Source organism: Citrobacter sp. Marseille-Q6884, from assembly GCF_945906775.1.
Classification (GTDB): Bacteria; Pseudomonadota; Gammaproteobacteria; order Enterobacterales; family Enterobacteriaceae; genus Citrobacter.
On sequence record NZ_CAMDRE010000001.1, the window covers coordinates 788,288 to 814,647 of the forward strand.

Consider the following 26,360-nt stretch of genomic DNA (forward strand, 5'->3'; position numbering starts at 1 on the left):
AATGTCGTGGATCATTTGCCTATATTTTGTCAACTACGTGACCGTGACTGCCTGATCGTCGGCGGTGGTGATGTCGCAGAACGCAAAGCACGGTTACTGTTGGAAGCCGGTGCCAGACTTACGGTCAACGCACTGGCGTTTATCCCACAGTTCACCGTATGGGCAAATGAAGGCATGTTGACGCTGGTTGAGGGACCGTTCGATGAATCCCTTCTTGATCCTTGCTGGCTGGCTATTGCAGCAACCGACGATGATGAAGTGAATCAACGTGTTAGCCACGCGGCCGAAACCCGTCGCATCTTCTGTAACGTGGTGGATGCCCCTAAAGCCGCCAGTTTCATCATGCCCTCGATTATCGACCGCTCACCGCTGATGGTGGCGGTCTCCTCCGGCGGGACCTCACCTGTTCTTGCTCGTCTGCTGCGTGAAAGACTCGAATCCGTATTACCTCAGCATTTGGGCCAGGTCGCGCAGTATGCAGGTCAGCTTCGCTCTCGGGTGAAAAAGCAGTTTGCCAGCATGGGGGAGCGTCGCCGCTTCTGGGAAAAACTGTTCGTTAACGACCGTCTGGCGCAGTCTCTGGCAAATGCCGACCAGCAAGCAGTAGAGGAAACCACCGAGCAGCTGCTCAGCGAACCGCTGGATCATCGCGGTGAAGTGGTGCTGGTTGGGGCCGGTCCAGGCGATGCGGGTCTGCTGACGCTGAAAGGTCTGCAGCAAATTCAACAAGCTGATGTGGTGGTTTACGACCGTCTGGTTTCTGATGAGATTATGAATCTCGTTCGCCGCGATGCGGACCGGGTATTTGTCGGTAAACGCGCGGGTTACCACTGCGTACCGCAGGAAGAGATTAACCAGATCCTGCTGCGTGAAGCGCAACAAGGCAAACGCGTGGTGCGTCTGAAAGGCGGCGACCCGTTCATTTTTGGTCGCGGTGGCGAAGAGCTGGAAACGTTGTGCCATGCAGGCATTCCGTTCTCAGTTGTACCAGGTATTACCGCCGCTTCCGGCTGCTCCGCCTATTCCGGTATTCCCCTGACTCACCGTGACTACGCACAGAGCGTACGTCTGGTCACCGGACACCTGAAAACCGGTGGTGAGCTGGACTGGGAAAACCTGGCGGCAGAGAAACAGACCCTGGTGTTCTATATGGGCCTGAATCAGGCCGCAACTATCCAGGAAAAATTGATCGAATTTGGTATGCAGGCAGACATGCCAGTCGCGCTGGTAGAAAACGGGACATCCGTGAAACAACGCGTCGTTAATGGCGTGCTGACGGAATTGGGCGAACTGGCAAAACACGTTGAAAGCCCGGCGCTGATTATTGTGGGTCGCGTTGTCGGACTGCGCGATAAGCTGAACTGGTTCTCAAATCATTAATTCGCCAAAAACACCGCAATAACACGAATAAAAAAACCGGGATCTCCCGGTTTTTTTGGCTCTCGATGACGTACGTTTACGGCTTGGCGACAAAACCAATCGCTTCGTACACCGCTTTCAGAGTTGCAGATGCTCGCTCACTGGCTTTTTCCGCGCCATCTTTCATCACCTGCTGCAGGAAAGCTTCGTCGTTGCGGAAACGATGATAACGTTCCTGCAGCTCAGTCAGCATACCTGAAACAGCTTCTGCGACTTCGCCCTTCAGATGACCATACATTTTGCCTTCGAAGTGCTGTTCCAGCTCAGGGATGCTCTGGTCAGTCACGGCAGAGAGGATATCCAGTAAGTTAGACACACCCGCTTTATTCTGGACATCATAACGGACAACCGGTGGCTCTTCGGAATCGGTCATTGCACGTTTGATTTTCTTCACGACCGATTTCGGGTCTTCCAGCAGGCCGATCACGTTATTGCGGTTGTCGTCCGACTTAGACATTTTCTTCGTCGGCTCCAGAAGGGACATCACGCGCGCGCCCGATTTCGGGATAAACGGCTCAGGCACTTTAAAGATATCGCCATACAGCGCATTAAAACGCTGGGCAACATCGCGGCTCAGTTCCAGGTGCTGTTTCTGATCTTCACCTACCGGCACCAGATTCGTCTGGTACAACAGAATATCGGCAGCCATCAGTACCGGGTAGTCAAACAGACCGGCGTTGATGTTCTCAGCGTAACGCGCAGATTTATCTTTAAACTGCGTCATACGGCTCAGTTCACCAAAATAGGTGTAGCAGTTCAGCGCCCAGCCTAACTGAGCATGTTCCGGTACGTGGGACTGAACGAAAATGGTGCTTTTCTCAGGATCGATACCACACGCCAGATAAAGAGCCAGCGTATCCAGCGTTGCTTTACGCAGCTTCTGTGCATCCTGACGGACGGTGATAGCATGCTGGTCCACGATACAGTAGATGCAATGGTAGTCATCCTGCATGTTTACCCATTGACGCAGCGCACCCATATAGTTGCCAATGGTCAATTCACCTGAGGGCTGTGCGCCACTAAAAACGATGGGCTTAGTCATTTTTTAATTCCTGATTTTCGCTATGCGGAAGCCCGAGTGCGGGCAGAAGGTCATTAATGCGGTCGTAAATGATATCTGGCTGGCTGAGGTCTATCCCTTCACCGTAGTTATAACCGTACGTGAGGCCAACGGAAGGACAACCCGCAGCTTTTGCGGCCTGAATATCATTGCGCGAATCGCCAACGAAGAGCAATTGCGCGGGAGCAATCCCCATCCGGTCAGCCACTAACAGCAGCGGATCCGGATGCGGCTTTTTGTTTTTCACGTCGTCACCACCGATGACTACGCTAAAGTATTTGGCGATATCCAGCGCGTCGAGCAAGGGAGCGACAAACGGCGTCGGCTTGTTCGTCACCAGACCTAGCGGCAGCCCTTTTGCGTGCAGCGCGCCCAGCGTGTCGGCAACGCCAGGGAACAGGAATGTCCCCTCTTCTGCCACATCGCCGTAATACCTGTCGAACAGCTTACGCAAAATACGCACCTGTTCTTCGGCGGGGATATCATCATCAACGGGCGGTTTACCCATTGTTTTACGTAATGTGGCACGCTCCTGACGGGACCAGGCCAGCGCGCGCTCCATCAATACATCTGCACCGTTACCAATCCAGGTAATGACGCGGTCTTCACCGGCCACCGGCAGTTCCAGCGCATACAACGCCATATCTACCGCGGCAGCTAATCCTGGCGCGCTGTCAACCAACGTGCCATCGAGGTCAAATGCAACGCCCCGAATTTCCTGAAACTTATGCATGACTTACCTTCGACAGTTCATTACGCATTTCATCAATGACTTTTTTGTAGTCCGGCTGGTCGAAAATCGCAGAGCCCGCCACAAACATATCGGCGCCTGCCGCCGCGATTTCACCAATGTTGTTCACCTTAACACCACCATCGACTTCCAGACGGATGTCATAACCGGACTCATCGATGCGGCGACGGACTTCGCGTAATTTTTCCAGCGTTTGTGGAATGAAGGACTGCCCACCAAAGCCTGGGTTAACGGACATCAGCAGAATCACATCCAGCTTGTCCATGACATAATCCAGATAGCTCAGCGGCGTTGCCGGGTTGAATACCAGACCCGCCTTACAGCCATTCTCTTTGATCAGTTGCAGGGTGCGATCGACATGCTCAGAAGCTTCAGGGTGAAACGTAATGATGCTGGCGCCCGCAGCAGCAAAGTCCGGGACGATACGATCAACCGGCTTCACCATCAGATGAACATCAATAGGGGCAGTAATTCCATATTTACGCAGCGATTTCAGTACCATCGGTCCGATGGTCAGGTTCGGTACATAATGGTTGTCCATGACGTCGAAGTGCACGACATCAGCACCGGCAGTCAGTGCTCTCGCGGTGTCCTCACCCAGGCGGGCAAAATCAGCCGACAGAATTGAGGGGGCGATCAAATACTGTTTCATCCGCTTCTCCTTGAGAATTATTTTTTCGCAGGCGTTACGACTCCTGGTTTATAGAGCGCCAGCAGTTCGTTCACCTTTTTACGTGTGCCGCCGTTGCTGCTTATACTGCGCCGCACTTTGACCTGGAAATGTTTCGCCGTTTTGTACCACTCACGGGTATCAGGCGTGTCATGGTTCGAAATTAACACTGGGATCTGCTTACTGACCAGCTTTTCTGCCATCTGTGCCAGATGCGCCTGCTCTTTCGGGCTAAAGCTGTTGGTATGATACGCAGTGAAATTCGCCGTCGCCGAAAGCGGTGCATAAGGTGGGTCACAATAGACCACAGAGTTGGTATCAGCACGATCCATGCACTCTTCATACGAGAGGCAATGAAACTCTGCATTCTGCGCTTTCTCGGCAAAATGATACAACTCGGCTTCCGGGAAGTAGGGTTTTTTATAACGGCCAAACGGCACGTTAAATTCGCCGCGCAGGTTATAGCGACACAAACCGTTATAGCCAAAACGGTTCAGATACAAGAATAAGACTGCACGTCGAAACGGATCCTGACTGGCGTTAAATTCTGCCCGAAACTGATAGTACACCTCGGCCTGATTGGTTTCTGGCATAAACAGTTCGCGTGAAGCCTGTACATACTCATCGGTACGTAGCTTCACAATGTTATAGAGACTGATAAGGTCGCTGTTGATATCGGCAAGAATATAACGAGAAAAGTCGGTGTTGAGAAACACCGACCCTGCACCCACGAAGGGTTCAACCAGACACTCGCCCTGGGGCAAATGTCGTTTGATATCATCAAGCAGGGGGTATTTTCCCCCTGCCCATTTCAAAAAAGCGCGATTTTTTTTCATGCTGACTAACTGATTACACCTTCTCCGGCTGTGGAGAAAGCTCCGACAGCATCCTGCGCTTTAGTCTTTGTCCCGCAATTGGGCGAAACATCGAACAATTGCAGAACATAGCCTATCTTACTTCAAATCTGCCTGAACCTGATGCAGCGGTTTTGCCCACGGGTTTTTAGCCTGGATATCCGCTGGCAAGGTAGACACCGCGCGTTTCGCATCTTCTTTAGACGCATACACACCCGTCACCAGAACATACCACGGCTGACCGTTACGCGTCGTCTGGTACACCACATAGTTTTTCAGGTTTTCTTTCTTCGCCCAACCATTCAGGTTGTCGTAGTTAGAAGAACTGCTGAGCTGCAGCGTGTAATGACTGGATGGCGCTGATTTTAACGCACCCACATTCCCTGCGCTTTTCGCTCCGCCAGCGACCGGTGTTGACGTAGTCGGCGCTGGAGTTGCAGTCTGAGTCTGAGCAGGCGTCGTACTTGCGGTTGCTTTCGGCTCAGTGGTGGCTTTTGGCGTCGCGGTAACCACAGGTGCTTTCGTCGTTGTCGTCGATGCAGCAGGTGCTGTCGGTTCAGTACGTTTTGCCTGAGCGACTGGTTTCGGCTCTGTCGGCGTCGCTTTCACGGTCGTCTGCGGTTTGCTCTTCGGCTCAATAACGGCCTGTTTGCGTTCCGGACGAGAAGCCGTGTGACGTTCTGCAGGTTCCGTCGTCGCAGTCTGACGCGCCGCGCTACCATTGCGAACAGGTGCCACGGTCGCAGGCTCGGTCGGCAGCGTAGAGTTCACCACGACATTGTTGACCTGTTCCTGACCTTGCGGCTGCGTCAGCGCATTGTTCAGATCGCCCTGAACTTCAACACGCTGCTGCCCTTCCGTTGCTGCCGGAGTCTGGCCTTGCGTCGGCGTGGAGGAAATCGGTGGCAGAGAAACATCCTGCTGCGTATTGCCCGCAGTCTGCTCAGCGCCCGTCGCAGGCTGAGTTGTGCTCGCCTGATCGGTCGCGTTGTTGCCAGAAAGATCGATACTCTTCTCACCAGACGCAGTCTGATCACTGGAGCTGGAAGAGGAAGATGAGGGGGCCTTCAGCGCTGAACCGATACCGACGATCAACAGCAGCAACACCAGAACCCCCACGCCCATCATAATGTACTGACGAGAGGCAGGTTTACTGACGGCTTTTTTGCGCTTACGCGGACGGCGCTCTACACGCTCTTCATCCACGGCATCGTCATCAGATTCATAGTCTTCTTCAATGTCCTGCTCTTCGTCACGCTCTTTACGTGCGTTTGCCGGACGACGATCATCAGCATCCAAATCAATATCATCAAAATTGATTTGCGGATCATTATCGCGTTCAGACGATTGACGAGAACGACCAGTACGACGATCGCTGGGATCGGGTTTCAGCTCGTCTTCTGGTTTGAATTCATCCATTTAACACCCCACTCAAAGGTTACTGCTTACGACGTTGCACATAACCTGAAGCTAAAAGACTTACGCTTTGCAACGCAAGCCTGACCTTTCTTGTTGTTACGCCTGCTGGCAATCAGCAATCGCGTTAAGAACCACTTCATGCGGCACTCCGCCGCGTACTTCACTCTTCCCTAAAGCCAGCGGAAGCACTAAACGAATCTCTCCCGCCAACACTTTTTTATCACGCAGCATGTGCGGCAAATAAGCCTCAGTGGACATTTCACGCGGCCCATTCACCGGCAATCCTGCTCGCTCAAGCAGCGTAATGATCCGCTGTGTGTCCGCGGCAGTAAACTGCCCCAGACGCTCTGACGTACGAGCAGCCATTACCATACCTGCTGCGACGGCTTCGCCATGTAACCAATTGCCATAACCCATTTCAGCTTCGATCGCATGGCCAAACGTGTGTCCCAGATTCAGTAAAGCACGTAAGCCCATTTCGCGCTCGTCTGCTGCGACAACTTCTGCTTTCAGCTCACAACAACGACGAATACAGTACGCCATTGCAGGACCATCCAGACGTAATAATGCGTCCAGATTTTCTTCCAGCCAGTTGAAAAAGTCACCGTCAAGAATAATGCCGTATTTGATCACTTCCGCCAGACCCGATGCCAGTTCACGCGCAGGAAGCGTTTTCAGACAGTCGAGATCCACCACCACGGAGGCCGGTTGGTAAAACGCGCCAATCATGTTTTTACCGAGGGGATGGTTTACGGCGGTTTTGCCGCCAACGGAGGAATCAACCTGCGATAACAGGGTTGTCGGGACTTGAATAAAACGCACACCACGCTGATAGCTGGCTGCGGCAAAACCGGTAAGATCGCCAATCACGCCGCCGCCAAGGGCAACCAACGTGGTATCGCGACCGTGCGGTTTTTGCAGTAACGCCGTGAAAACCGTATCCAGAACCGTCAGGCTTTTGTACTGCTCGCCATCGGGAAGGATGACGCTATCAACGTTGACACCCGCCTGTTCAAGTACGCCGCGAATTTTATCGAGATAAAGAGGAGCCAGAGTTTCGTTGGTCACCAACATAACCTGGTCGCCCGATTTCAGCGGCAAGAATGAAGCTGGTTCATTAAACAAACCAGCCGCGATGGTGATGGGGTAACTACGTTCCCCAAGAGTGACTGTGATCCTCTCCATGACGCGACATCCACCTTAATTACTTGTGCCCGCAGACGAGTGTGTATTCAGCCAGAATTAGTTGCTTTCCAACATATGAATAATCTGGTTTGCCACGACTTTAGCGCTCTGATCATCAGTGCGAATGGTCACGTCAGCAATCTCTTCATAGAGTGGATTACGTTCGTCGGCCAACGCTTCGAGAACTTCACGAGGCGGCGATTCTACCTGCAGCAGCGGGCGCTTCTTGTCGCGTTGCGTACGCGCAAGTTGTTTTTCAATTGTCGTTTCAAGATAGACCACGACGCCACGCGCGGAAAGACGGTTACGTGTTTCACGTGATTTTACAGAGCCACCGCCAGTTGCCAGCACAATACCCTGTTTTTCCGTCAACTCGTTGATGACTTTTTCTTCGCGATCACGGAAGCCGTCTTCACCTTCTACATCGAAGACCCAGCCCACATCAGCTCCGGTTCGTTTCTCAATCTCTTGATCAGAATCGTAAAATTCCATATTGAGTTGTTGAGCTAACTGGCGCCCAATAGTGCTTTTTCCGGCACCCATAGGCCCAACCAGAAAGATATTGCGTTTCTCTGCCATTTTTTCGGTACTACTAAGACTATTCGTTAATGGTAAACCCGCTTCGCAGACACTCAGCGCAGCAGGACATGAACTGAAACCTCATAAGATATTGCGAGAGTCAGACTGAAAATTATCTCAATACTCCAGCGGGTTTGGCAACTGAATAAATCACCAAACCTTGCCATTTCTGGTCGCGACAAGTCTGCTGCCCCGTAAACATCAGGCCAGGCAATGTATCATGTAGACAAATCACGCCAAATAAACCAATGACACACCACCAGAAAGGGAAAGCGTGTTCATCGCTGCATAAGTAAAGAAATGTACCGACGCTCAAATCGGTACTCCTTGTATGCTAAATACACCCCCACGTCAAATCCCTGAAACGTGTTCAGTGCAAAAACAACGGTTTTTCATGCATAACTTATTCTGTCGGAACCAGTCTGGGCGTGATAAACACCACCAGCTCACGCCGTTCGTCTTCTTTACCATCATGCTGAAATAAATAACCCAGCCAAGGGATATCACCTAACAACGGCACACGGTCTGACGCGGATTTATTCTTGTGGGAAAAAATCCCTCCCAGGGCGATCGTTTCTCCACTTTTTACTTCAACCTGCGTTTCTATCTCTTGTTTGTCGATAGCCAGCACTTCCCCATCGGCTTGCTGCAGTACCTGCCCGGGAACGTTTTGGCTGATGTGCAATTTCAGGCGAATGCGCCCTTTTCGTAGCACAGTTGGCGTGACCTCCATCCCCAGCACAGCCTCCTTAAACTCAACGGATGTCGCGCCACTTTCACCACTGGAGACCTGATAAGGGATTTCACTGCCCTGCTTAATACTGGCAGGTTGCAGGTGAGAAGCCAGTAACCGTGGACTGGCGATAATATCGAGCTGCTGTTTTTGTTCCAGCGCGGACAGCTCCAGCTCGAGCAAACGCCCATTTATACGACCAATATTAAACCCGACCCGGGAGGTCGCCGTCGCCACGGAGAGATCGCTGACGAGCGTCGTGACATTCCCCACGGCCGCAGGTTGTTGGGCATCAGCCAGCGACCACTTAACGCCCAACTCACGCAGGCTTTTTTCATTAATGGTGACAATGTGTGCCGCCAGTTCAACCTGCTCAACGGGCAAATCCATTTGCGCCACCCACTTTTCCAGCGCGATCAGCGCAACGTGGTTATCACGCAACAGTAACCGGTTGGTCCGTTTATCGACCGTCATGCTGCCTTTGGCACTCAGCAACTTCTCACCGGCTTTTGCCAGTTCTGCCGCATCTGCGTACTGCAAAATAATGCTGCGTTGCTCCAGCGGGAGACCGGCCTGAACCCGGGCCAGCTCGCTTTCCTGCCGTGCCGCATTTTCATTTTGCCAGCGAACAGAATGCACATGCAGGATGTTTCCCTCCTGGCGCAATACCAGACCCGCGCTTTTCACCACCGTCTGAAATGCCTGCTTCCACGGTACATCCGTCAAATGCAATGACACCACACCGCTGACATCCGGTGAAACCACCAGGTTTTTCTGCTCCTGTTCAGCCAGTGCCTGCAATACCTGAACCACAGGAACATCATCAACCACCAGTGTCACGTTTTGCACTTTCCCCGCCAGCGCGCCCGGTATAACGGCCATCAGCACGATTGCTATCCATCGCTTCATTCACTTCTCCTTGTCGTTGCCACTGCCAGCGTGACGGCTCACACTCTTTTCCTGTATCGATGGTTAAGCTCTGCGTCAAAACCTCGGAGATAACCCAGTTGCTATTCAGGACGTCGTGCTTTTCGACCCGCCACCATCGGTGATTACCATCCTGAACGAGACCAATCACCCGCTCCCCCCGGCTCACCGCGCCCTGATAACGCCACATCGACAACTCTGGTATGTGGCAACGATCTTCGGGCGGCAGGAAGGGATCGCGCATACCGGTCAGGATCAGCAGGCTCAAACAGACTAACAGCCAGCGCTTAACCTTCATTCACGCGCTCCAGTTGCAGCATGAACAGCAGCCCGGCATCTTCTGCACTGAGAGAAAACCGCTCCACCTTCATTCCTTGTTCTGCCAGCCGGGCGAACATTGGCGGGATAGCATACCAGGCTGATTTCAGCGTCATCTCACCGCCCAACGCGGAGGGTTGCCAGTGGGTCAGGTATGTCTGGGGGGACTGAAAATCCAGCGCAGAAAAAGGCACGATCTTCTCTTCAGCAGCCTTATCAACAGAGGTAGCCACCTGATACACACTCCGCCACTGCGCTTGAATCAGGATACGTTGCTGTTCCAGTGCTTCTCGCTGTGCATTCCGGTCTTGCGCCGCCGGGCGAAGCAGACACAGCGCGAAAATGATGAGCAAGCCAACATTCCAGCCGCTCCAACAGGCGAGCCGAAACCGCGGCGACTGCATTAACCAGCCATCACAAAGCGCTATCATGCGTAACGCTCCGTATGAGACGGTAGTGAAACTGCCAGCGACCTTGTGCATCTTGCTGCGTTTCGCCCGGGCTACCCAGCTGAAAAAATGGCTGTTGGCGTAATTGTGTTTCCAGCAGCTGTAGCGCAGTAAAGTTCAGCGTATTCCCGACCAGCTCCAGCGTATTTTGCTGCCAGGTGATTTTTGTTAACCAGGCCTGCTCTGGTAACAGGGTCGCCAGCGTTTCCAGAAAGGGTTGCCAGCTTCGTGTCTGGTCGCGTTGCCTGTTACGTTGCTGCGCCTGCTGCCATTGTTGCTGGCGCAACTGTAGACGCGGTTTTATTGCCATAAGCGCATCGGCACGCCTCTTTTCAGCATCGATCAGCACAGAATTAACCCGGTGCTCCACGCTGCGAACAGTAGCGCAATAGATCAACGCCCAGCTGACAATGAACAGTAGCGAACCGCTAAATAACGCCCCCCAAAACCGCAGGCAGGTTGATCGCCGCGACTGACGCCAGGGCAGAAGGTTGATTGCCGCAGCCATCAGTACATCCCACCCAGGGCAAGCCCGAGAGCAATCGTAAAAAGGTGGCTTTCAGGAGGAATGGGGGGCTGGCGAACTGACACCGCGCTTAAGGGGTCAAAACCACCCGGCTCGCACCGCGCAATCTCTTCTGGTGTCAGTGATAATGTTGCCGCGAGATCGTTAATACCGGCAATATCGCCTGCCGATTTGCGACCCCACGCCGTACGGGTCGCCCATAGCCACTGCACGTCATCCCGCCAGACCAGGCACTGCTGTTGTGCGGGCAGATAAGGAATAAAGCGTTGTAACACGCTGGCATCAGGCGTAACGGCCGTCACGTGTACCTTCAGCGTTTGTACCAGAGCCAGCAGTGTTGAAATCTCTTTGCTTTGCGCCGCCGTCACGTTAAACGCCGGACTCAACGTGTCTTCACTATAATCAAAATGCAGCGCTGCCGGCGACATATCCAGTTCACGAGCCATTGCCCCGGACAACCATGCCGTTTGTTCTGGTTCACGCAACGTCATTGCCGGGCGTGGAACCCTTTTTTGTAACGTCCTGTTGGCGGGAAAAGAGAGATGGATATGGTGTCTGAGAGGAAGCTCGCGACTCCATGGCAGTAGTACGGCGGTAAGCTGCTCAGGTTCGCGGATATGCCCATCCACGATCACTTGAGGCGCCAGCGGCATACGCCACCAGCGCTGCAGATACCACCCGGAGGCGCCACGAACGACGGCGACCGCCAGCACGTCATGTTGCTGAATATGCAAACCAATTTTCCAGATACTGAAAGCCATTGCGAATGATCTCCTTATCACCCGTTACTCTAACGGGTATATCAATGCGTCTGGCTTGCCTTTATACTACCGCGCGTTTGTTTATAAACTGCCCAAATGCCACTAAATGGGAAATCTCCAGTGAAGTTCGTAAAGTATTTATTAATCCTTGCAGTATGTTGCATCCTGCTGGGAGCAGGCTCGATTTATGGCCTTTATCGCTATATTGAGCCGCAATTACCTGACGTCGCGACATTAAAAGATGTGCGTTTGCAGATCCCGATGCAGGTTTACAGCGCTGACGGCGAGCTGATTGCACAATATGGTGAAAAACGTCGAATTCCGGTCACGCTGAATCAGATGCCGCCGGAAATGGTTAAAGCCTTTATCGCGACAGAAGACAGCCGCTTTTATGAGCACCACGGCGTTGACCCGGTGGGGATTTTCCGTGCTGCCAGCGTCGCATTGTTCTCCGGTCATGCCTCGCAAGGGGCGAGTACTATCACCCAGCAGTTGGCGAGAAACTTCTTCCTCAGCCCGGAACGTACGCTGATGCGTAAGATCAAAGAAGTGTTCCTGGCGATCCGCATTGAACAGTTGCTGAGTAAAGATGAAATCCTCGAGCTTTATCTGAACAAGATCTATCTGGGATACCGCGCCTACGGCGTGGGCGCCGCAGCGCAGGTCTATTTTGGTAAGACCGTTGACCAGTTGAGCCTAAGCGAGATGGCCGTGATTGCCGGTCTGCCCAAAGCGCCGTCCACATTCAACCCGCTCTATTCAATGGATCGGGCGACCGCACGCCGTAACGTCGTGCTGTCACGTATGTTGAGCGAGAACTACATTACGCAGGCCCAGTACGAACAGGCGCGCAACGAAGCCATTGATGCGAACTACCACGCCCCGGAAATCGCCTTCTCCGCACCGTATTTGTCTGAGATGGTGCGTCAGGAGATGTATAACCGTTATGGTGAAAAAGCCTATGAAGACGGGTATCGCATCACGACCACCATCACACGCAAAGTACAGCAGGCTGCACAGCAGGCGGTGCGCAACAACGTACTGGATTACGACATGCGCCACGGCTATCGCGGCCCGTCAAATGTGCTGTGGAAAGTGGGCGAAAGCAGCTGGGACACCAGGAAAATCACTGATTCGCTGAAAGCGCTGCCAACCTACGGACCGCTGCTGCCGGCCGTGGTCACCAGCGCCAGTGCGCAGGAAGCCACCGCTACGCTGGCAGACGGCACTTCCGTGGCGCTGCGTATGGAAGGTGTGCGTTGGGCGCGTCCATACCGTTCTGATACACAGCAAGGCCCGACGCCACGTAAAGTGACTGATGTCGTACAGGCTGGTCAGCAAATCTGGGTACGCCAGGTTGGTGACGCCTGGTGGCTGGCGCAAGTACCGGACGTTAACTCCGCCCTGGTCTCCATCAACCCGCAAAACGGCGCGGTGCTGGCACTGGTCGGTGGTTTTGATTTCAACCAAAGTAAGTTTAACCGTGCTACCCAGGCGCTACGTCAGGTCGGGTCGAACATCAAACCCTTCCTCTATACCGCCGCGATGGATAAAGGTCTGACGCTGGCCAGTATGTTGAATGACGTGCCGATTTCCCGTTGGGATGCAGGTGCCGGTTCTGACTGGCAGCCGAAAAACTCACCACCGCAATATGCCGGACCTATCCGATTACGTCAGGGGCTGGGCCAGTCGAAGAACGTGGTGATGGTGCGTGCGATGCGCGCGATGGGTGTGGATTACGCAGCAGAATATCTGCAACGTTTCGGCTTCCCGGCGCAAAACATTGTTCACACTGAATCACTTGCACTGGGTTCCGCATCGTTTACGCCAATGCAGGTAGCGCGTGGTTATGCGGTGATGGCTAACGGTGGCTTCCTGGTCGATCCGTATTTCATCAGTAAGATCGAAAGCGATCTGGGTGGCGTGATCTTCGAGGCGAAGCCGAAAATTGCCTGCCCGGAGTGTGACATTCCGGTGATTTATGGCGATACCCAGAAATCCAACGTGCTGGAAAACAGTAACGTTGAAGACGTCGCGGTTTCTCAGGAGAAGCAAAACGCCGCCGTCCCAATGCCACAGCTGGAACAGGCTAACCAGGCGCTGGTCGCACAGAGTGGCGTACAGGAATACGCTCCACACGTGATCAACACGCCGCTGGCCTTCCTGATCAAAAGCGCGTTAAACACCAACATCTTTGGTGAACCGGGCTGGATGGGAACCGGCTGGCGTGCAGGCCGTGATTTACAACGCCGGGATATCGGCGGCAAAACCGGGACTACCAACAGCTCGAAAGATGCCTGGTTCTCCGGTTATGGCCCAGGGGTCGTGACCTCGGTATGGATCGGGTTTGATGACCATCGCCGTGATCTCGGCCATACGACGGCTTCCGGCGCGATCAAAGACCAAATTTCCGGTTACGAAGGCGGCGCAAAGAGTGCGCAACCTGCATGGGATGCCTACATGAAATCCGTGCTGGAAGGTGTGCCTGAACAGCCGTTAACGCCTCCGCCCGGCATCGTGACGGTCAATATCGACCGCAGCACCGGCCAACTGGCGAACGGTGGCAACAGCCGCGAAGAGTATTTCATTGAGGGGACTCAGCCTACGCAGCAGGCGGTACATGAAGTGGGAACCACCATTATCGATAACGGTGAAACACACGAATTGTTCTGATCAAAAAAGGCGCTTCGGCGCCTTTTTTATTCTTCGTACATTCAGGATGGCCGCTACCGGGCAGACAACATTACAGCCGCCCCTGCCCTTTCAGCCATTCGCGCACCAGAAACAACGCACTCACGTTACGCGCTTCATGGAAATCCGGCTCTTCTAACAGATCCATCAAATGCGCCAGCGGCCAGCGAACCTGCGGCAACGGTTCTGGCTCATCGCCTTCCAGCGATTCAGGATAAAGATCCTCTGCCACCACAATGTTCATCTTGCTGGAGAAATAAGATGGCGCCATGCTGAGTTTCTTCAGAAACGTCAAATCCTTTGCACCAAATCCCACTTCTTCTTTCAGTTCCCGGTTTGCCGCTTCAAACACGCTTTCACCGGGATCGATTAATCCTTTGGAGAAACCCAGTTCATAAGATTCTGTTCCAACCGCATATTCGCGAATCAGGATCAGGTGATCATCCACAATCGGCACAATCATTACCGCTTCGCGAGTGGACGGTCGCATACGTTCATAGACACGGCGTACGCCGTTGCTGAACTCAAGGTCCACGCTTTCGACTTTAAATAGCCGGGATTGTGCGACGGTTTCCACTTTCAAAATCGTGGGCTTTTGTAATGATTTGCTCATCATGAGGATCTTTGCTGTGAAATCTGGGGTCATTGTGCGATATACCGCACGGTTTCGGCAATGTGAATTGCGATTTATTTACATTTATGTAACGTACCAGACGTTGATTCTCAATTCAAATTAAAAGTCAATAGCTTGAAATAACTCCAGGAATTTGCTGATATCCCGTTTTTAGTGATTTTGCTATGATTCGCAGTTACTGGGCTGTAATGAAAACCGCTCAAGTTCAACTCCACGCTTGCCGATAGCCAACCACAGAATCACGATAAGAGAACAGGGTGCGACTCGCCACGCCTGACAGACTAAGTAAGATGGGGAAAGCATGAGCACCATTCTGATTTTTTTCGTTGCTTTGCTGGCCTGCTCATTGCTTGCAGGATGGCTAATCCGATCCAAACCCAGGCGGCAAAAATTACCCTGGAGTAACGTCTTCTCCGATGCTTCTAAGCGTAAACTGACACCCGAAGAGCGCGGTGCGGTCGAAAACTATCTCGAAAACCTGAGTCAAATTCAGCAGGTTCCTGGTCCAACAGGAGCCAGCTCCGCACCGGTGTCACTCACACTGAATGCCCAAAGCAATAGCGTCATCATCCTGACCCATTCCATTACACGCTATGGCATCACCACCGACGATCCTAACAAGTGGCGTTACTATCTTGACTCGGTTGAAGTGCATTTACCGCCGTTCTGGGAACAATACATTAATGACGAAAACAGCGTTGAGCTGATCCACACAAATACGCTGCCATTAGTGATCTCGTTGAATGGTCACACGCTGCAAGAATATATGCAGGAAGCGCGTGGCTATGCGTTACAGCACACCACCTCCACGCAGGCGTCGATTCGTGGCGAAGAGAGCGAGCAGATTGAACTGCTGAATATTCGCCAGGAAACACATGAAGAATACGCGCTTAGCCGCCCAACCGGTCTGCGTGAGGCATTACTGATTGCGGCGTCGTTCCTGCTGTTTTTTTTCTGTTTGATAATGCCCGATACGTTTGTGCCCTGGACGGCTGGCGGCGCGGTATTGCTGCTGGCGGCAGGTCTCTGGGGGCTGTTCGCTCCACCGTCTAAAACCGCTTTGCGGGAAATCCATTGCCTGCGCGGAACGCCGCGTCGCTGGGGGCTGTTTGGCGAAAACGACCAGGAACAAATTAATAATATCTCTCTGGGTATTATCGATCTGATCTACCCGCCTCACTGGCAACCCTACATTGCGCAGGACCTCGGGCAGCAGACGGATATCGACATTTATCTGGATCGCCACGTCGTCCGCCAGGGGCGATTTTTATCCCTGCATGATGAAGTGAAAAACTTCCCATTACAGCACTGGTTACGCAGCGCTGTCATCACGGGCGGCGCATTGCTGGTATTACTGATGCTGCTGTTTTGGGTTCCGCTGGATATGCCGATTAAATTCACGATTTCGTGGATGAAAGGCGCCCAAACGATTGAGGCCACCAGCGTTAAGCAGCTCGAAAACGCGGGCGTACGCGTTGGCGACACATTGCATCTGAGCGGTACGGGGATGTGTAATATTCATATGCCTGGCAGTTGGAGCAGCCTGCCCACCACGCCTTTCATGCCATTCGATTGCTCGCAGATTATCTGGAACGATGCCCGCGCGCTGCCGTTGCCCGAATCCGACCTGGTGAATAAAGCCACCGCGCTAACGCAGGCGGTCAACCGGCAGCTTCATCCCAAACCCGATGATGATTCCCGGGTCAGCGCATCGTTACGCTCGGCTATCCAAAAATCCGGCATGGTACTGATTGATGACTTCGGTGAGATCGTCCTGAAAACCGCTGACCTGTGTGCCGCCAAGGATGAATGTGTGCGCCTGAAAAACGCGCTGGTCAACCTGGGGAACAGCAAAGACTGGACCGCGCTGGTTAAGCGGGCAAACGCCGGTAAACTGGACGGTGTGAATGTGTTACTGCGCCCGGTGAGCGCAGAGTCGCTGGATAATCTGGTGAATACCTCGACGGCGCCCTTTATTTCACGTGAGACCGCACGAGCGGCTCAGGCCCTCAACAGCCCTGCTCCGGGTGGCTTTTTGATTATCAGCGACGAAGGTAGTGACCTGGTCGATCAGCCCTGGCCGTCAACTTCGCTGTATGATTATCCGCCACAAGAGCAATGGAACGCCTTCCAGCGCCTGGCCCAGATGCTGATGCAAACGCCATTTCGCGCTGAAGGCATCGTCACCAATATCGCGACCGATGCCAACGGCACTCAGCACATTGGCCTGCACCGCATCCCGGATCGTTCAGGATTGTGGCGTTACCTCGGCACCACATTGCTGATGTTCTCCATGTTGGGCTGCGCTGTCTACAACAGCGTTCAGGCGTTCAGACGCTATCAGCGTCATCGCTCTCGCATCAGAGAAATTCAGGAATATTACGAAAACTGCCTGAATCCCACGCTGATTGACGACCCGGAAAGCCTGATTCGATAACACGTCTGCGCGATGGAGTATGCTACCCTGTCGCGCATCACGTTTTCCTCTGGGGAGTTTCCATGCATATCAATATCGCCTGGCAAAATGTTGACACCGTTTTGCTGGATATGGACGGCACGCTACTCGATCTGGCGTTCGATAACTATTTCTGGCAAAAACTGGTGCCAGAAACCTATGGCGCCCGACAGGGAATCTCTCCCCAAGAAGCTCAGGAATTCATTCGCCAGCAGTATCATGCGGTACAGCATACGCTAAACTGGTACTGCCTGGATTACTGGAGTGAGCGCCTGGGTCTGGACATTTGCGCCATGACGACAGCTCAAGGTCCCCGTGCAGTGCTGCGTGAAGATACCGTACCGTTTCTTGATGCCTTAAAAGCCTGCGGGAAGCGGCGTATTCTGCTCACTAATGCGCATCCGCATAACCTGGCGGTGAAGCTGGAGCATACCGGTCTGGCCTCACACCTTGATTTATTACTTTCCACCCACACATTTGGTTATCCCAAAGAGGATCAGCGGTTATGGCACGCTGTGGCTGAAGAAACGGGAATGTGCCCCGAGAAGACGCTGTTTATTGACGACAGTGAGCCTATTCTCGACGCCGCTGCTCAATTCGGCATTCGTTATTGCCTCGGCGTGACCAATCCCGACTCAGGTATTGCGGAAAAACAGTATGCACGCCATCCGTCACTGAATGACTACCGCCGACTGATCCCCTCACTGATGTGAAGGAGATGCCATGAAAGAGAAGCCCTCTGTTGAAGTCAGGCTGGATAAATGGCTGTGGGCAGCACGCTTTTATAAAACGCGTGCCTTAGCCCGCGAAATGGTTGAAGGCGGTAAGGTGCATTACAACGGGCAGCGCAGCAAGCCAGGTAAGATTGTCGAGCTGAACGCCACCCTCACCTTACGTCAGGGTAATGACGAGCGCACGGTCATTATCAAAGCCATTACCGAGCAGCGTCGCCCGGCAACGGAAGCCGTGACGCTGTATGAAGAAACGGCGGAAAGCGTCGAAAAACGCGAAAAAATGGCGCTGGCGCGTAAACTTAACGCTTTAACTATGCCGCACCCGGACAGGCGACCGGACAAAAAAGAGCGCCGCGACCTGTTACGATTTAAACACGGCGACAGTGAATGACTGTCACCTGCAAGAGAGATGATTATGCCGCAACATGACCAATTACATCGTTATCTGTTTGAAAACTTTGCCGTGCGCGGCGAGCTGGTAACCGTTTCGGAAACCCTGCAACAGATCCTCGAAAACCATACTTACCCGCAGCCTGTCAAAAACGTACTGGCAGAGCTGCTGGTTGCCACCAGCCTGCTGACCGCGACGCTGAAGTTTGCCGGTGATATCACCGTGCAACTGCAAGGTGATGGCCCGCTAAGCCTGGCGGTAATTAACGGCAACAACAATCAACAGATGCGCGGCGTGGCGCGTATCCAGGGCGATATCCCTGACGATGCCGACCTGAAAACGCTGGTGGGCAACGGCTATCTGGTGATCACCATTTCGCCGGAAGAAGGCGAGCGCTATCAGGGCGTGGTAGGTCTGGAAGGCGACACGCTGGCCGCCTGTCTGGAAGATTACTTCATGCGCTCAGAACAGCTGCCGACGCGTCTGTTTATCCGCACCGGTGATGTCGAGGGTAAACCCGCGGCAGGCGGTATGCTGCTGCAGGTACTGCCAGCGCAAAATGCGCAGGCGGATGATTTCGATCACCTTGCCGCTTTGACCGAAACCATCAAAGCAGAAGAGCTGCTGACGCTGCCGGCCAATGAAGTGCTGTGGCGCTTGTACCATGAAGAAGAGGTCACCCTCTACGATCCGCAAGACGTTGAGTTCAAATGCACCTGCTCACGCGAACGTTGCGCAGGCGCACTGAAAACGCTGCCGGACGAAGAAGTGGACAGCATTCTGGCGGAAGAAGGTGAGATCGATATGCACTGCGATTACTGCGGTAGCCATTATCTGTTCAACGCCATGGATATTGCGGAGATCCGCAGCAACGCCTCCCCGGCTGATCCGCAGGTACACTAAGTTCTGAGCCCGGCAGCCGTCCAGTCTGCCGGGCAATATCACGCACGCTTACTCGTCGTAGAACGTCATCTTGAGCCGCTCGCCATTAATGGTGATATCCCGCCAGACCCGGGGAGCCGAATCCAGTTTCTGGTTAGCCACCACCTGCAACAGTTGATCCTTATTGAATCCCTCAGGCAACTGGGCTACCGCGATAAGCGTCCATTTGTTCTCTTTTCTGCCAAAAACCAGACTCTCACCATCACCAAAGGCATATAACACCTGCTCAGGATAACCATCAGCATTGAGATCCTGATCAACAAGCACACACGCGTCCTGCTCAATGCAAGAGGTAATGCGGTAACTCTGCTTTTTGGCAAACGTCCAGAAGGTTTCATCGGGTTTCTTGCTGCCCGGTGCGATCATCACCTTCGGCGCTAACTGGGTGGTACTCAGATTCTGAATGGGATCGCGATTCCCTTGCAGCAGGGAATTTAAGTCACGCCTGCGCTTACTGTCTTGATTGAACGCCGCGTCCTTTTGTAATGCTTCCAGTGCGGCTCGTCCCGGTTTTCCACTGTGATCCAGCATATACAGGCTGACCTGATCTGGTTTAATTTTCCCGCTGTAATAAAGACGCATATGGCTATTAACACTAATGCGCCAGGCGTCGAGTACCGGCGATGTCAGCAGAATCAAGAGCGCCAAAATCAGCAATGAGACACCGAGGATAACCTTACCCTGAATTTCAAGCGGGTTGCGCCCGCGGCGTAAAAGACTCGCCAGATAGCCAAGCGACCAGACCAGCAACACCACAACGACCAACACGCCATGCAAACGCTCAGGCGTCCAGCCATACTGATGAATTCGCACCCATAGCGCCCAACCGGCAATCAGCATATAAAGGGGCGCGACAACGAGCGAAAACTTGACCAGATAGCGTAATGCGCTGGGATAAGGTAACGCCTCTTTTTGCGGCTCACGCACCATCGCCATGAGCAACAGCAGAATCAACGTCAGCGTTGACAGCAAACCCGCTGCAGAAATCCGCTGAGAGATAGCCTCCAGCCCGGTAAAAGGCAGCGTCACAATAAACATCAGCGCTAACAGCGCGACCAGCGGTAGCAGACCTGTTGCAATAAACGTCAGTAACTTTTGTACGGCTGCAATCAGACGCGACTGCGTGCGAGCCAGAATCACCGCCAGTGCCGTAATCAGGCTAAACGCCACATAACCAAACCAGTTGCTATCAAAGAAAAGTGTTTTAAAGAAGGTAATGCCAACCAGATTAAAGAGCTCGCTCCACAAAAGGAGCACCATCCAGAAAAGGCCGTTGGCAATAAAGACGATCAGCAGCGTCAGCGAGTTAAGCCATAGCTGTGTATAAAACTGCGGATAGCGTCCCTGTCCGGTACGCGCGTAGAGTTGATATTGAATCCACGGTAACGCCAGCATCTCCATCAGCAGCAAACGCCAGCCATAGACAAAAAACACGTCATCCTGCCACCACTGTCTGCTGCCCGTCACACTCCACTTCAGCCACATGCTCATCGCCAGAACGACAACGAAGAGCAGCGCCATCCAATACCACAGCGCTCGCTGCTTAAAAGAAACAACCGTCAACAGAAGCGCTGACGTCAGCGCAATCGTAACGGGCAAGCCATAGAACAACCAGGCGCTATTATGAGGGATGAGGTATGTCATCAGTAGGTAGCACAGTACGCCTTGCAGCAGGCCGACAAACATCATGCCCCAGCGGGTTGTGCGTGAAAGTTCAACACTGTCCATGTTGTTATCCGCAATGAAGTGAAAACCTAATTATCGCATCAACTTCACAATTTTGAGCACCACCGGACCGATTTCGGACGATGACTGAGCGAAGTGAATCGATATTGTTGATGTTTGAGTTACGTATTTTTCTTACATGAATGCGATTACACTCACAACATTTCCGCCAAATACACTCTCCATTAACGTTTTAAGAACATTTTCCACAACAAAAAATGGTTTCCTGCCATAATATCTGCCTCTTTGTGACAGGAGTCGCAGCGCATTCGGTCGCCCGTGATTTTACCGGATGCGTAAATCTATGAGCCTTGTCGCGGTTAGCAATCCCTAAAAAACCTTACTATTCCAGGTAATACATATTGGCTAAGGAGCAGTGAAATGCGCGTGAACACCCGTTTAACCCCGCAAGATCTCAAGGCTTATGGTATCAATGACGTTCAGGATATCGTTTACAACCCAGACTACGACACGCTTTACCAGGAAGAACTTGATCCAAACCTGGAAGGTTACGAGCGTGGTGTGTTGACGAACCTGGGCGCCGTTGCTGTTGATACCGGTATCTTTACCGGACGTTCGCCAAAGGATAAGTACATTGTCCGTGACGACACCACGCGAGACACGCTCTGGTGGTCCGACAAAGGTAAAGGCAAGAACGACAACAAACCTCTCTCCCAGGAGACCTGGCAACACCTGAAAGGGCTAGTCACCCACCAGCTTTCCGGCAAACGCCTGTTTATCATTGATGCATTCTGCGGCGCTAACGCAGACACCCGTCTTTCTGTGCGTTTCATTACTGAAGTCGCCTGGCAGGCGCATTTCGTCAAAAACATGTTCATTCGTCCGAGCGAGGAAGAACTGGTTGATTTCAAACCTGATTTCATCGTAATGAACGGTGCAAAATGCACTAACCCGCAGTGGAAAGAGCAGGGACTGAACTCCGAAAACTTCGTCGCCTTTAACCTGACTGAACGCATTCAGTTGATTGGTGGTACCTGGTACGGCGGCGAGATGAAAAAAGGGATGTTCTCCGTCATGAACTACCTGCTGCCGCTGAAGGGCATTGCGTCCATGCACTGCTCCGCTAACGTCGGTGAAAAAGGTGATGTGGCGGTCTTCTTCGGCCTGTCCGGCACCGGTAAAACCACCCTGTCCACTGACCCGAAACGCCGCCTGATTGGCGATGACGAACACGGTTGGGATGACGATGGCGTGTTTAACTTTGAAGGCGGTTGCTACGCGAAGACCATCAAACTGTCTAAAGAAGCTGAGCCGGAAATCTACAATGCGATCCGCCGTGATGCGCTGCTGGAAAACGTCACCGTACGTGAAGACGGTTCTATCGATTTCGATGACGGTTCTAAAACCGAGAACACCCGTGTTTCCTATCCGATTTATCACATCGACAATATCGTGAAGCCGGTGTCAAAAGCGGGCCATGCCACGAAAGTGATCTTCCTGACCGCTGATGCGTTTGGCGTTCTGCCGCCGGTTTCTCGTCTGACAGCCGATCAAACACAGTACCACTTCCTCTCTGGCTTTACCGCCAAACTGGCCGGTACCGAGCGTGGCGTGACTGAACCGACTCCAACCTTCTCTGCCTGCTTCGGCGCAGCATTCCTGTCGCTGCACCCGACGCAGTACGCTGAAGTGCTGGTGAAACGTATGCAGGCCGCAGGCGCACAGGCTTATCTGGTGAATACCGGCTGGAACGGAACCGGCAAACGTATCTCCATCAAAGATACCCGCGCCATTATCGATGCCATTCTGAACGGTTCGCTGGATAACGCCGAAACGTTCAACCTGCCGATGTTTGACCTGGCGATCCCAACCGAACTGCCGGGCGTGGATACCCGCATTCTCGATCCGCGTAATACTTACGCCTCACCTGAGCAGTGGCAAGAAAAAGCCAACGCCCTGGCGAAACTGTTTATCGAGAACTTCGAGAAATACACCGACACCCCTGCCGGGGCAGCGTTAGTCAACGCAGGTCCGAAACTGTAATCAACTGCGTCAATCTACAGGCCCCTTCTTCTTCAGAATTAGGGGCCTTTTTATTGCTTATTGACTTTAAAAATGTACACGGTACACCTATGATTACCATTAACAAAATCATGCGCAGGAAGCGCTATGTTCACATTTATCGAACTACAGGGATTCAGTAAAAGGCGCCACGCGTTGTTACCCGACGATGAGTTTCGTGTTTTTCAGGAAGCGCTGATTGACGATCCTGAAGCAGGACCGACTATTGCAGGCACGGGAGGATTTAGAAAAATCCGCTGGGGCCGTTCTGGTATGGGTAAGCGTGGGGGTGTGCGAATAATTTATTACAACGTGACGCGCAAAGGCCGTATTTATCTGGCGTTGATTTATCCCAAAAATGAGCAGGATGATTTAACTGAAGAGCAGAAAAGCGTTCTGAAACAGTTATCCGATATGCTGGTGTAACATCAAAAAGTTTACCATCAGAGTCGCCGTAAGTCGGTGTGCTGAGGTCAAAATGAAAGACGAGTTATTTGCCGATCTGCTGGCCAGTGCAGAAGAAATGGTACGTATCGAAAAGGGTGAAGAAACACCTACGCCGGAGTGTGTGCATACATTTAGCGAGATTGATGTAAAAGCCATTCGCGAAGCAACAGGATTACGCCAACAAGATTTTGCCGCTGCCGTTGGCGTGAGTTATGACCTGGTAAAAAGCTGGGAAACTAAACGACGTCAGCCCACTGGGGCTCCACGGAAATTACTGCTACTGCTGCAATCTAATCCTTTTATTATCAACCAGCTAAAAACAATCTAATCGCGTTGCTGCAATTAAAAAGGGAGGCATTTCGCCTCCCTTTCTTATGCGTCTTTCGTCGTACCCTGCACGCGGGTCACCGGAACCGGTAGCCATGCGCGAATCGATAATCCGCCCCGCTCACTGGTCCCAATTTCCAGCATACCGTTATGGTTATCAATAATACGCTGCACGATAGCCAGACCTAAACCGGTACCGCTGGTACTACGGGCACTGTCACCCCGCACAAACGGTTGGAACAAGTGTTTACGCTGCTCCGGTTTGATTCCCGGGCCGTCGTCTTCCACCTGGAACCAGGCACGATGTGGTTCCGTTCCGCTACTGACTTTAATCCATCCATTACCGTAGCGAGCGGCATTGACCACCATATTGGCGACAGCACGTTTAATCGACAGTGGGTGCATCTTAACCTGAATGACGCCGGGCTGGAGCGCAGTATCAATTTCACGCTCATAACCGCTTTCCGCCGCGACCACTTCACCTAACACCGCGTTCAGATCCGCCATCTCCATCGGCATCTCCTGACCGGTACGCAGATAGTCGATGAACTGCTCGATAATGGCGTTACACTCTTCGATATCCTTATTAATGGACTCTGCGAGATAACCGTCCTCTTCACCCATCATCTCCGTCGCCAGACGGATGCGCGTCAGCGGCGTACGTAAATCATGGCTCACGCCTGCCATCAACAATGTTCGGTCATCGGCCAGTTGCTTCACGCCCGCCGCCATATGGTTAAAAGCGCGGGTTACCGAACGCACTTCTGAAGCACCGTACTCACGCAGCGGCGGCGGAATAATGCCTTTCCCCACCTGCAGTGCCGCATGTTCGAGATCAACCAGTGGTCGGTTCTGAATACGGATAAACAGCCACGCGCCCCCGATGGCCAGCAACATAATCGCCAGCGTATAGCGGAACAGCGGTGAAAAATCGCCCTGATGGATTTCGGTCAGCGGTACGCGCACCCAGATATTGGGCGACAACCAGGTTTTCAGCCAGACAACCGGCGAGCTTTTGTTAACCTCAACGCGGACTTCCGTCGGACCACCCAGTTGCTGCGCCATCTGATGGCTTAAGAATTCATAGTGTTGCGCCCAACGCAGCCCGGCTTCTTCAGCGGCTTCGTTGGAATAGAGAGAAATCCCCAGCTCACGGTAAATTTCCCGGCGGAATGCGGGAGGCACCACCAGTTGCGTACCGTCCTCCAGCTGCAGTTTATCGGTCATCAGCATACGAACTTCGTAGGCCAGAACCTTATTAAACTGCTGGAGGCTCGGCAGAATCGCGAAGTTCAGCACCACCAGATAAGTCGTCACCAGGCTGGCGAACAGCAAGGTGACGATGAGCAATAACGTGCGGGCAAATGAACTTCGTGGCGAGAAGCGCATTCGCCTCATGCTTTAGAACCGTCCGGGACAAAGACGTAGCCCAGACCCCATACGGTCTGAATGTAACGCGGATGCGCGGGATCTTCTTCCACCATACGGCGCAGACGGGAAATCTGCACATCAATGGAACGTTCCATCGCAGAATACTCGCGACCACGCGCCAGGTTCATCAGCTTATCGCGGGACAACGGTTCACGCGGATGGCTTACCAGCGCTTTCAGCACCGCAAACTCACCGCTGGTGAGCGGCATCGGCTCGTCTTCGCGGAACATTTCGCGCGTTCCCAGGTTTAGCTTGAACTTACCGAAAGCAATGACCGCTTCTTCCTGAGAAGGCGCACCCGGCAGTTCGTTCGCCTGACGACGCAGCACAGCGCGAATACGCGCCAACAGCTCACGCGGGTTAAAGGGTTTCGGAATGTAATCGTCGGCACCAATTTCCAGGCCGACGATGCGGTCAACTTCTTCGCCCTTCGCCGTGACCATAATGATTGGCATCGGGTTGCTTTGACTGCGCAGACGGCGGCAAATTGACAGACCATCTTCACCCGGAAGCATTAAATCCAGTACCATAAGGTGGAAGGATTCACGGGTCAGCAGACGATCCATCTGCTCAGCGTTTGCGACGCTTCGAACCTGGAAGCCCTGCTCAGTCAAATAACGTTCCAGAAGCGCACGTAAGCGCATGTCGTCATCGACCACCAGAATCTTATAGTTCTCTTGCATTGTTATTACTCCCAAAGGTTCGCAACAATTGTAAGTGTGTATTCTTAAGAAAGCTCACGTGAGTCACCAGCGAATTCTGGTATGAATTCCAGGCTAAATTGTTACAAAGCATATTAAACAGCAGCTTAAGTATACAATGTTTCTCGCAATACATTATTTATTCTGTTGATATGCTCACGTAATACTAATTGTGCGCATCATCACAGAGTCGAAGGTAAAACAATAAG

At 52.8% G+C, this 26,360-nt stretch carries 25 protein-coding genes; 9 read left to right on the top strand and 16 right to left on the bottom strand.

Annotation, left to right across the window (positions count from 1 at the left end; translation table 11 throughout):
• Positions 1-6: 6 nt before the first annotated feature.
• On the top strand, positions 7-1,380 hold the full coding sequence (gene cysG / locus N7268_RS03855; protein WP_260861834.1) for a siroheme synthase CysG: 1,374 nt from the start codon (positions 7-9) through the stop codon (positions 1,378-1,380).
• 76 nt (positions 1,381-1,456) lie between these two features.
• Here cysG and trpS read toward each other — a convergent pair whose 3' ends face one another.
• From trpS to N7268_RS03915, 12 genes are all read right to left on the bottom strand, one after another.
• Positions 1,457-2,461 carry a tryptophan--tRNA ligase gene (gene trpS, locus N7268_RS03860; RefSeq protein ID WP_260861835.1) on the bottom strand — a complete coding sequence of 335 codons (1,005 nt, stop codon included), beginning with the start codon at positions 2,459-2,461 and terminating at the stop codon, positions 1,457-1,459.
• Positions 2,454-3,212 (bottom strand): phosphoglycolate phosphatase, encoded by a 759-nt coding sequence (gph, locus tag N7268_RS03865; RefSeq protein WP_260861836.1) that lies wholly within the window; start codon positions 3,210-3,212, stop codon positions 2,454-2,456. Before gph ends, trpS begins: the two co-directional genes overlap by 8 nt.
• A complete protein-coding gene (rpe, locus tag N7268_RS03870) occupies positions 3,205-3,882 on the bottom strand; it encodes a ribulose-phosphate 3-epimerase (protein ID WP_260861837.1) in 678 nt (225 codons plus the stop codon). The genes gph and rpe overlap by 8 nt, the downstream gene beginning before the upstream one ends.
• Before the next feature lie 17 nt (positions 3,883-3,899).
• Positions 3,900-4,736: an adenine-specific DNA-methyltransferase gene (dam, locus tag N7268_RS03875; RefSeq protein ID WP_198907095.1), complete on the bottom strand. Its 837-nt coding sequence runs from the start codon at positions 4,734-4,736 to the stop codon at positions 3,900-3,902.
• A 117-nt stretch (positions 4,737-4,853) separates the two neighbouring features.
• Positions 4,854-6,173 carry a cell division protein DamX gene (damX, locus tag N7268_RS03880; protein WP_260861838.1) on the bottom strand — a complete coding sequence of 440 codons (1,320 nt, stop codon included), beginning with the start codon at positions 6,171-6,173 and terminating at the stop codon, positions 4,854-4,856.
• Positions 6,174-6,269: 96 nt separating this feature from the next.
• On the bottom strand, positions 6,270-7,358 hold the full coding sequence (aroB, locus tag N7268_RS03885) for a 3-dehydroquinate synthase (protein WP_260861839.1): 1,089 nt from the start codon (positions 7,356-7,358) through the stop codon (positions 6,270-6,272).
• Positions 7,359-7,415: 57 nt separating this feature from the next.
• On the bottom strand, positions 7,416-7,937 hold the full coding sequence (aroK, locus tag N7268_RS03890) for a shikimate kinase AroK (RefSeq protein WP_003023552.1): 522 nt from the start codon (positions 7,935-7,937) through the stop codon (positions 7,416-7,418).
• A 403-nt stretch (positions 7,938-8,340) separates the two neighbouring features.
• Positions 8,341-9,579, bottom strand: coding sequence for a DNA uptake porin HofQ (gene hofQ / locus N7268_RS03895; RefSeq protein ID WP_260861840.1), 1,239 nt, complete (start codon positions 9,577-9,579; stop codon positions 8,341-8,343).
• Positions 9,494-9,895 carry a DUF2531 family protein gene (locus N7268_RS03900; protein ID WP_260861841.1) on the bottom strand — a complete coding sequence of 134 codons (402 nt, stop codon included), beginning with the start codon at positions 9,893-9,895 and terminating at the stop codon, positions 9,494-9,496. Before N7268_RS03900 ends, hofQ begins: the two co-directional genes overlap by 86 nt.
• A complete protein-coding gene (locus N7268_RS03905; RefSeq protein WP_260861842.1) occupies positions 9,885-10,346 on the bottom strand; it encodes a hypothetical protein in 462 nt (153 codons plus the stop codon). Before N7268_RS03905 ends, N7268_RS03900 begins: the two co-directional genes overlap by 11 nt.
• Entirely contained in the window at positions 10,330-10,872 is a 543-nt protein-coding gene (locus N7268_RS03910; protein WP_260861843.1) for a PilN domain-containing protein, read from the bottom strand. Before N7268_RS03910 ends, N7268_RS03905 begins: the two co-directional genes overlap by 17 nt.
• The gene (locus N7268_RS03915) at positions 10,872-11,651 is read right to left on the bottom strand and encodes a DNA utilization protein HofM (RefSeq protein ID WP_260861844.1); all 780 of its coding nucleotides are present in this window, start codon (positions 11,649-11,651) and stop codon (positions 10,872-10,874) included. Before N7268_RS03915 ends, N7268_RS03910 begins: the two co-directional genes overlap by 1 nt.
• Before the next feature lie 120 nt (positions 11,652-11,771).
• Between N7268_RS03915 and mrcA the strand changes: the two genes are divergently transcribed.
• Positions 11,772-14,324, top strand: coding sequence for a peptidoglycan glycosyltransferase/peptidoglycan DD-transpeptidase MrcA (gene mrcA, locus N7268_RS03920; RefSeq protein ID WP_260861845.1), 2,553 nt, complete (start codon positions 11,772-11,774; stop codon positions 14,322-14,324).
• A 70-nt stretch (positions 14,325-14,394) separates the two neighbouring features.
• On the opposite strand, the gene nudE is transcribed toward mrcA, so the two are convergent.
• Positions 14,395-14,955, bottom strand: a complete 561-nt coding sequence (gene nudE, locus N7268_RS03925; protein ID WP_198907141.1) for an ADP compounds hydrolase NudE — start codon at positions 14,953-14,955, stop codon at positions 14,395-14,397.
• Positions 14,956-15,277: 322 nt separating this feature from the next.
• Here nudE and igaA point away from each other — a divergent pair, with 322 nt between their 5' ends.
• The 4 genes from igaA to hslO all read left to right on the top strand — a co-directional run bounded on the left by igaA (position 15,278) and on the right by hslO (position 19,459).
• Positions 15,278-17,413: an intracellular growth attenuator protein IgaA gene (gene igaA / locus N7268_RS03930; RefSeq protein WP_260861846.1), complete on the top strand. Its 2,136-nt coding sequence runs from the start codon at positions 15,278-15,280 to the stop codon at positions 17,411-17,413.
• A gap of 62 nt (positions 17,414-17,475) precedes the next feature.
• On the top strand, positions 17,476-18,144 hold the full coding sequence (yrfG, locus tag N7268_RS03935; RefSeq protein WP_260861847.1) for a GMP/IMP nucleotidase: 669 nt from the start codon (positions 17,476-17,478) through the stop codon (positions 18,142-18,144).
• 10 nt (positions 18,145-18,154) lie between these two features.
• Positions 18,155-18,556 carry a ribosome-associated heat shock protein Hsp15 gene (gene hslR, locus N7268_RS03940; protein ID WP_260861848.1) on the top strand — a complete coding sequence of 134 codons (402 nt, stop codon included), beginning with the start codon at positions 18,155-18,157 and terminating at the stop codon, positions 18,554-18,556.
• 24 nt (positions 18,557-18,580) lie between these two features.
• A complete protein-coding gene (gene hslO, locus N7268_RS03945) occupies positions 18,581-19,459 on the top strand; it encodes an Hsp33 family molecular chaperone HslO (protein WP_198907083.1) in 879 nt (292 codons plus the stop codon).
• Between the two features lie 48 nt (positions 19,460-19,507).
• Here the strand turns inward: hslO and N7268_RS03950 are convergent, their stop codons facing one another.
• Positions 19,508-21,226, bottom strand: a complete 1,719-nt coding sequence (locus N7268_RS03950; protein ID WP_260861849.1) for a DUF4153 domain-containing protein — start codon at positions 21,224-21,226, stop codon at positions 19,508-19,510.
• 378 nt (positions 21,227-21,604) lie between these two features.
• On the opposite strand from N7268_RS03950, the gene pckA reads away from it, so the two are divergent.
• The 3 genes from pckA to nadS all read left to right on the top strand — a co-directional run bounded on the left by pckA (position 21,605) and on the right by nadS (position 24,020).
• Positions 21,605-23,227, top strand: a complete 1,623-nt coding sequence (gene pckA / locus N7268_RS03955; protein WP_198907081.1) for a phosphoenolpyruvate carboxykinase (ATP) — start codon at positions 21,605-21,607, stop codon at positions 23,225-23,227.
• A gap of 126 nt (positions 23,228-23,353) precedes the next feature.
• On the top strand, positions 23,354-23,671 hold the full coding sequence (locus N7268_RS03960; protein ID WP_198907080.1) for a type II toxin-antitoxin system RelE/ParE family toxin: 318 nt from the start codon (positions 23,354-23,356) through the stop codon (positions 23,669-23,671).
• 52 nt (positions 23,672-23,723) lie between these two features.
• The gene (gene nadS, locus N7268_RS03965) at positions 23,724-24,020 is read left to right on the top strand and encodes a NadS family protein (RefSeq protein ID WP_260861850.1); all 297 of its coding nucleotides are present in this window, start codon (positions 23,724-23,726) and stop codon (positions 24,018-24,020) included.
• Between the two features lie 44 nt (positions 24,021-24,064).
• On the opposite strand, the gene envZ is transcribed toward nadS, so the two are convergent.
• The gene (envZ, locus tag N7268_RS03970; RefSeq protein WP_198907078.1) at positions 24,065-25,417 is read right to left on the bottom strand and encodes a two-component system sensor histidine kinase EnvZ; all 1,353 of its coding nucleotides are present in this window, start codon (positions 25,415-25,417) and stop codon (positions 24,065-24,067) included.
• Complete coding sequence (ompR, locus tag N7268_RS03975) at positions 25,414-26,133, bottom strand: two-component system response regulator OmpR (protein ID WP_001157751.1); 720 nt, start codon at positions 26,131-26,133, stop codon at positions 25,414-25,416. Before ompR ends, envZ begins: the two co-directional genes overlap by 4 nt.
• Positions 26,134-26,360: the final 227 nt, after the last annotated feature.

Bases quoted from the DNA above. Each gene is read 5' to 3' on its own strand.
- trpS (WP_260861835.1), bottom strand. From the start codon at position 2,461: ATGACTAAGCCCATCGTTTTTAGTGGCGCACAGCCCTCAGGTGAATTG.
- gph (WP_260861836.1), bottom strand. From the start codon at position 3,212: ATGCATAAGTTTCAGGAAATTCGGGGCGTTGCATTTGACCTCGATGGC.
- rpe (WP_260861837.1), bottom strand. From the start codon at position 3,882: ATGAAACAGTATTTGATCGCCCCCTCAATTCTGTCGGCTGATTTTGCC.
- dam (WP_198907095.1), bottom strand. From the start codon at position 4,736: ATGAAAAAAAATCGCGCTTTTTTGAAATGGGCAGGGGGAAAATACCCC.
- damX (WP_260861838.1), bottom strand. From the start codon at position 6,173: ATGGATGAATTCAAACCAGAAGACGAGCTGAAACCCGATCCCAGCGAT.
- aroB (WP_260861839.1), bottom strand. From the start codon at position 7,358: ATGGAGAGGATCACAGTCACTCTTGGGGAACGTAGTTACCCCATCACC.
- aroK (WP_003023552.1), bottom strand. From the start codon at position 7,937: ATGGCAGAGAAACGCAATATCTTTCTGGTTGGGCCTATGGGTGCCGGA.
- hofQ (WP_260861840.1), bottom strand. From the start codon at position 9,579: ATGAAGCGATGGATAGCAATCGTGCTGATGGCCGTTATACCGGGCGCG.
- N7268_RS03900 (WP_260861841.1), bottom strand. From the start codon at position 9,895: ATGAAGGTTAAGCGCTGGCTGTTAGTCTGTTTGAGCCTGCTGATCCTG.
- N7268_RS03905 (WP_260861842.1), bottom strand. From the start codon at position 10,346: ATGATAGCGCTTTGTGATGGCTGGTTAATGCAGTCGCCGCGGTTTCGG.
- N7268_RS03910 (WP_260861843.1), bottom strand. From the start codon at position 10,872: ATGGCTGCGGCAATCAACCTTCTGCCCTGGCGTCAGTCGCGGCGATCA.
- N7268_RS03915 (WP_260861844.1), bottom strand. From the start codon at position 11,651: ATGGCTTTCAGTATCTGGAAAATTGGTTTGCATATTCAGCAACATGAC.
- nudE (WP_198907141.1), bottom strand. From the start codon at position 14,955: ATGAGCAAATCATTACAAAAGCCCACGATTTTGAAAGTGGAAACCGTC.
- igaA (WP_260861846.1), top strand. From the start codon at position 15,278: ATGAGCACCATTCTGATTTTTTTCGTTGCTTTGCTGGCCTGCTCATTG.
- yrfG (WP_260861847.1), top strand. From the start codon at position 17,476: ATGCATATCAATATCGCCTGGCAAAATGTTGACACCGTTTTGCTGGAT.
- hslR (WP_260861848.1), top strand. From the start codon at position 18,155: ATGAAAGAGAAGCCCTCTGTTGAAGTCAGGCTGGATAAATGGCTGTGG.
- hslO (WP_198907083.1), top strand. From the start codon at position 18,581: ATGCCGCAACATGACCAATTACATCGTTATCTGTTTGAAAACTTTGCC.
- N7268_RS03950 (WP_260861849.1), bottom strand. From the start codon at position 21,226: ATGGACAGTGTTGAACTTTCACGCACAACCCGCTGGGGCATGATGTTT.
- pckA (WP_198907081.1), top strand. From the start codon at position 21,605: ATGCGCGTGAACACCCGTTTAACCCCGCAAGATCTCAAGGCTTATGGT.
- N7268_RS03960 (WP_198907080.1), top strand. From the start codon at position 23,354: ATGTTCACATTTATCGAACTACAGGGATTCAGTAAAAGGCGCCACGCG.
- nadS (WP_260861850.1), top strand. From the start codon at position 23,724: ATGAAAGACGAGTTATTTGCCGATCTGCTGGCCAGTGCAGAAGAAATG.
- envZ (WP_198907078.1), bottom strand. From the start codon at position 25,417: ATGAGGCGAATGCGCTTCTCGCCACGAAGTTCATTTGCCCGCACGTTA.
- ompR (WP_001157751.1), bottom strand. From the start codon at position 26,133: ATGCAAGAGAACTATAAGATTCTGGTGGTCGATGACGACATGCGCTTA.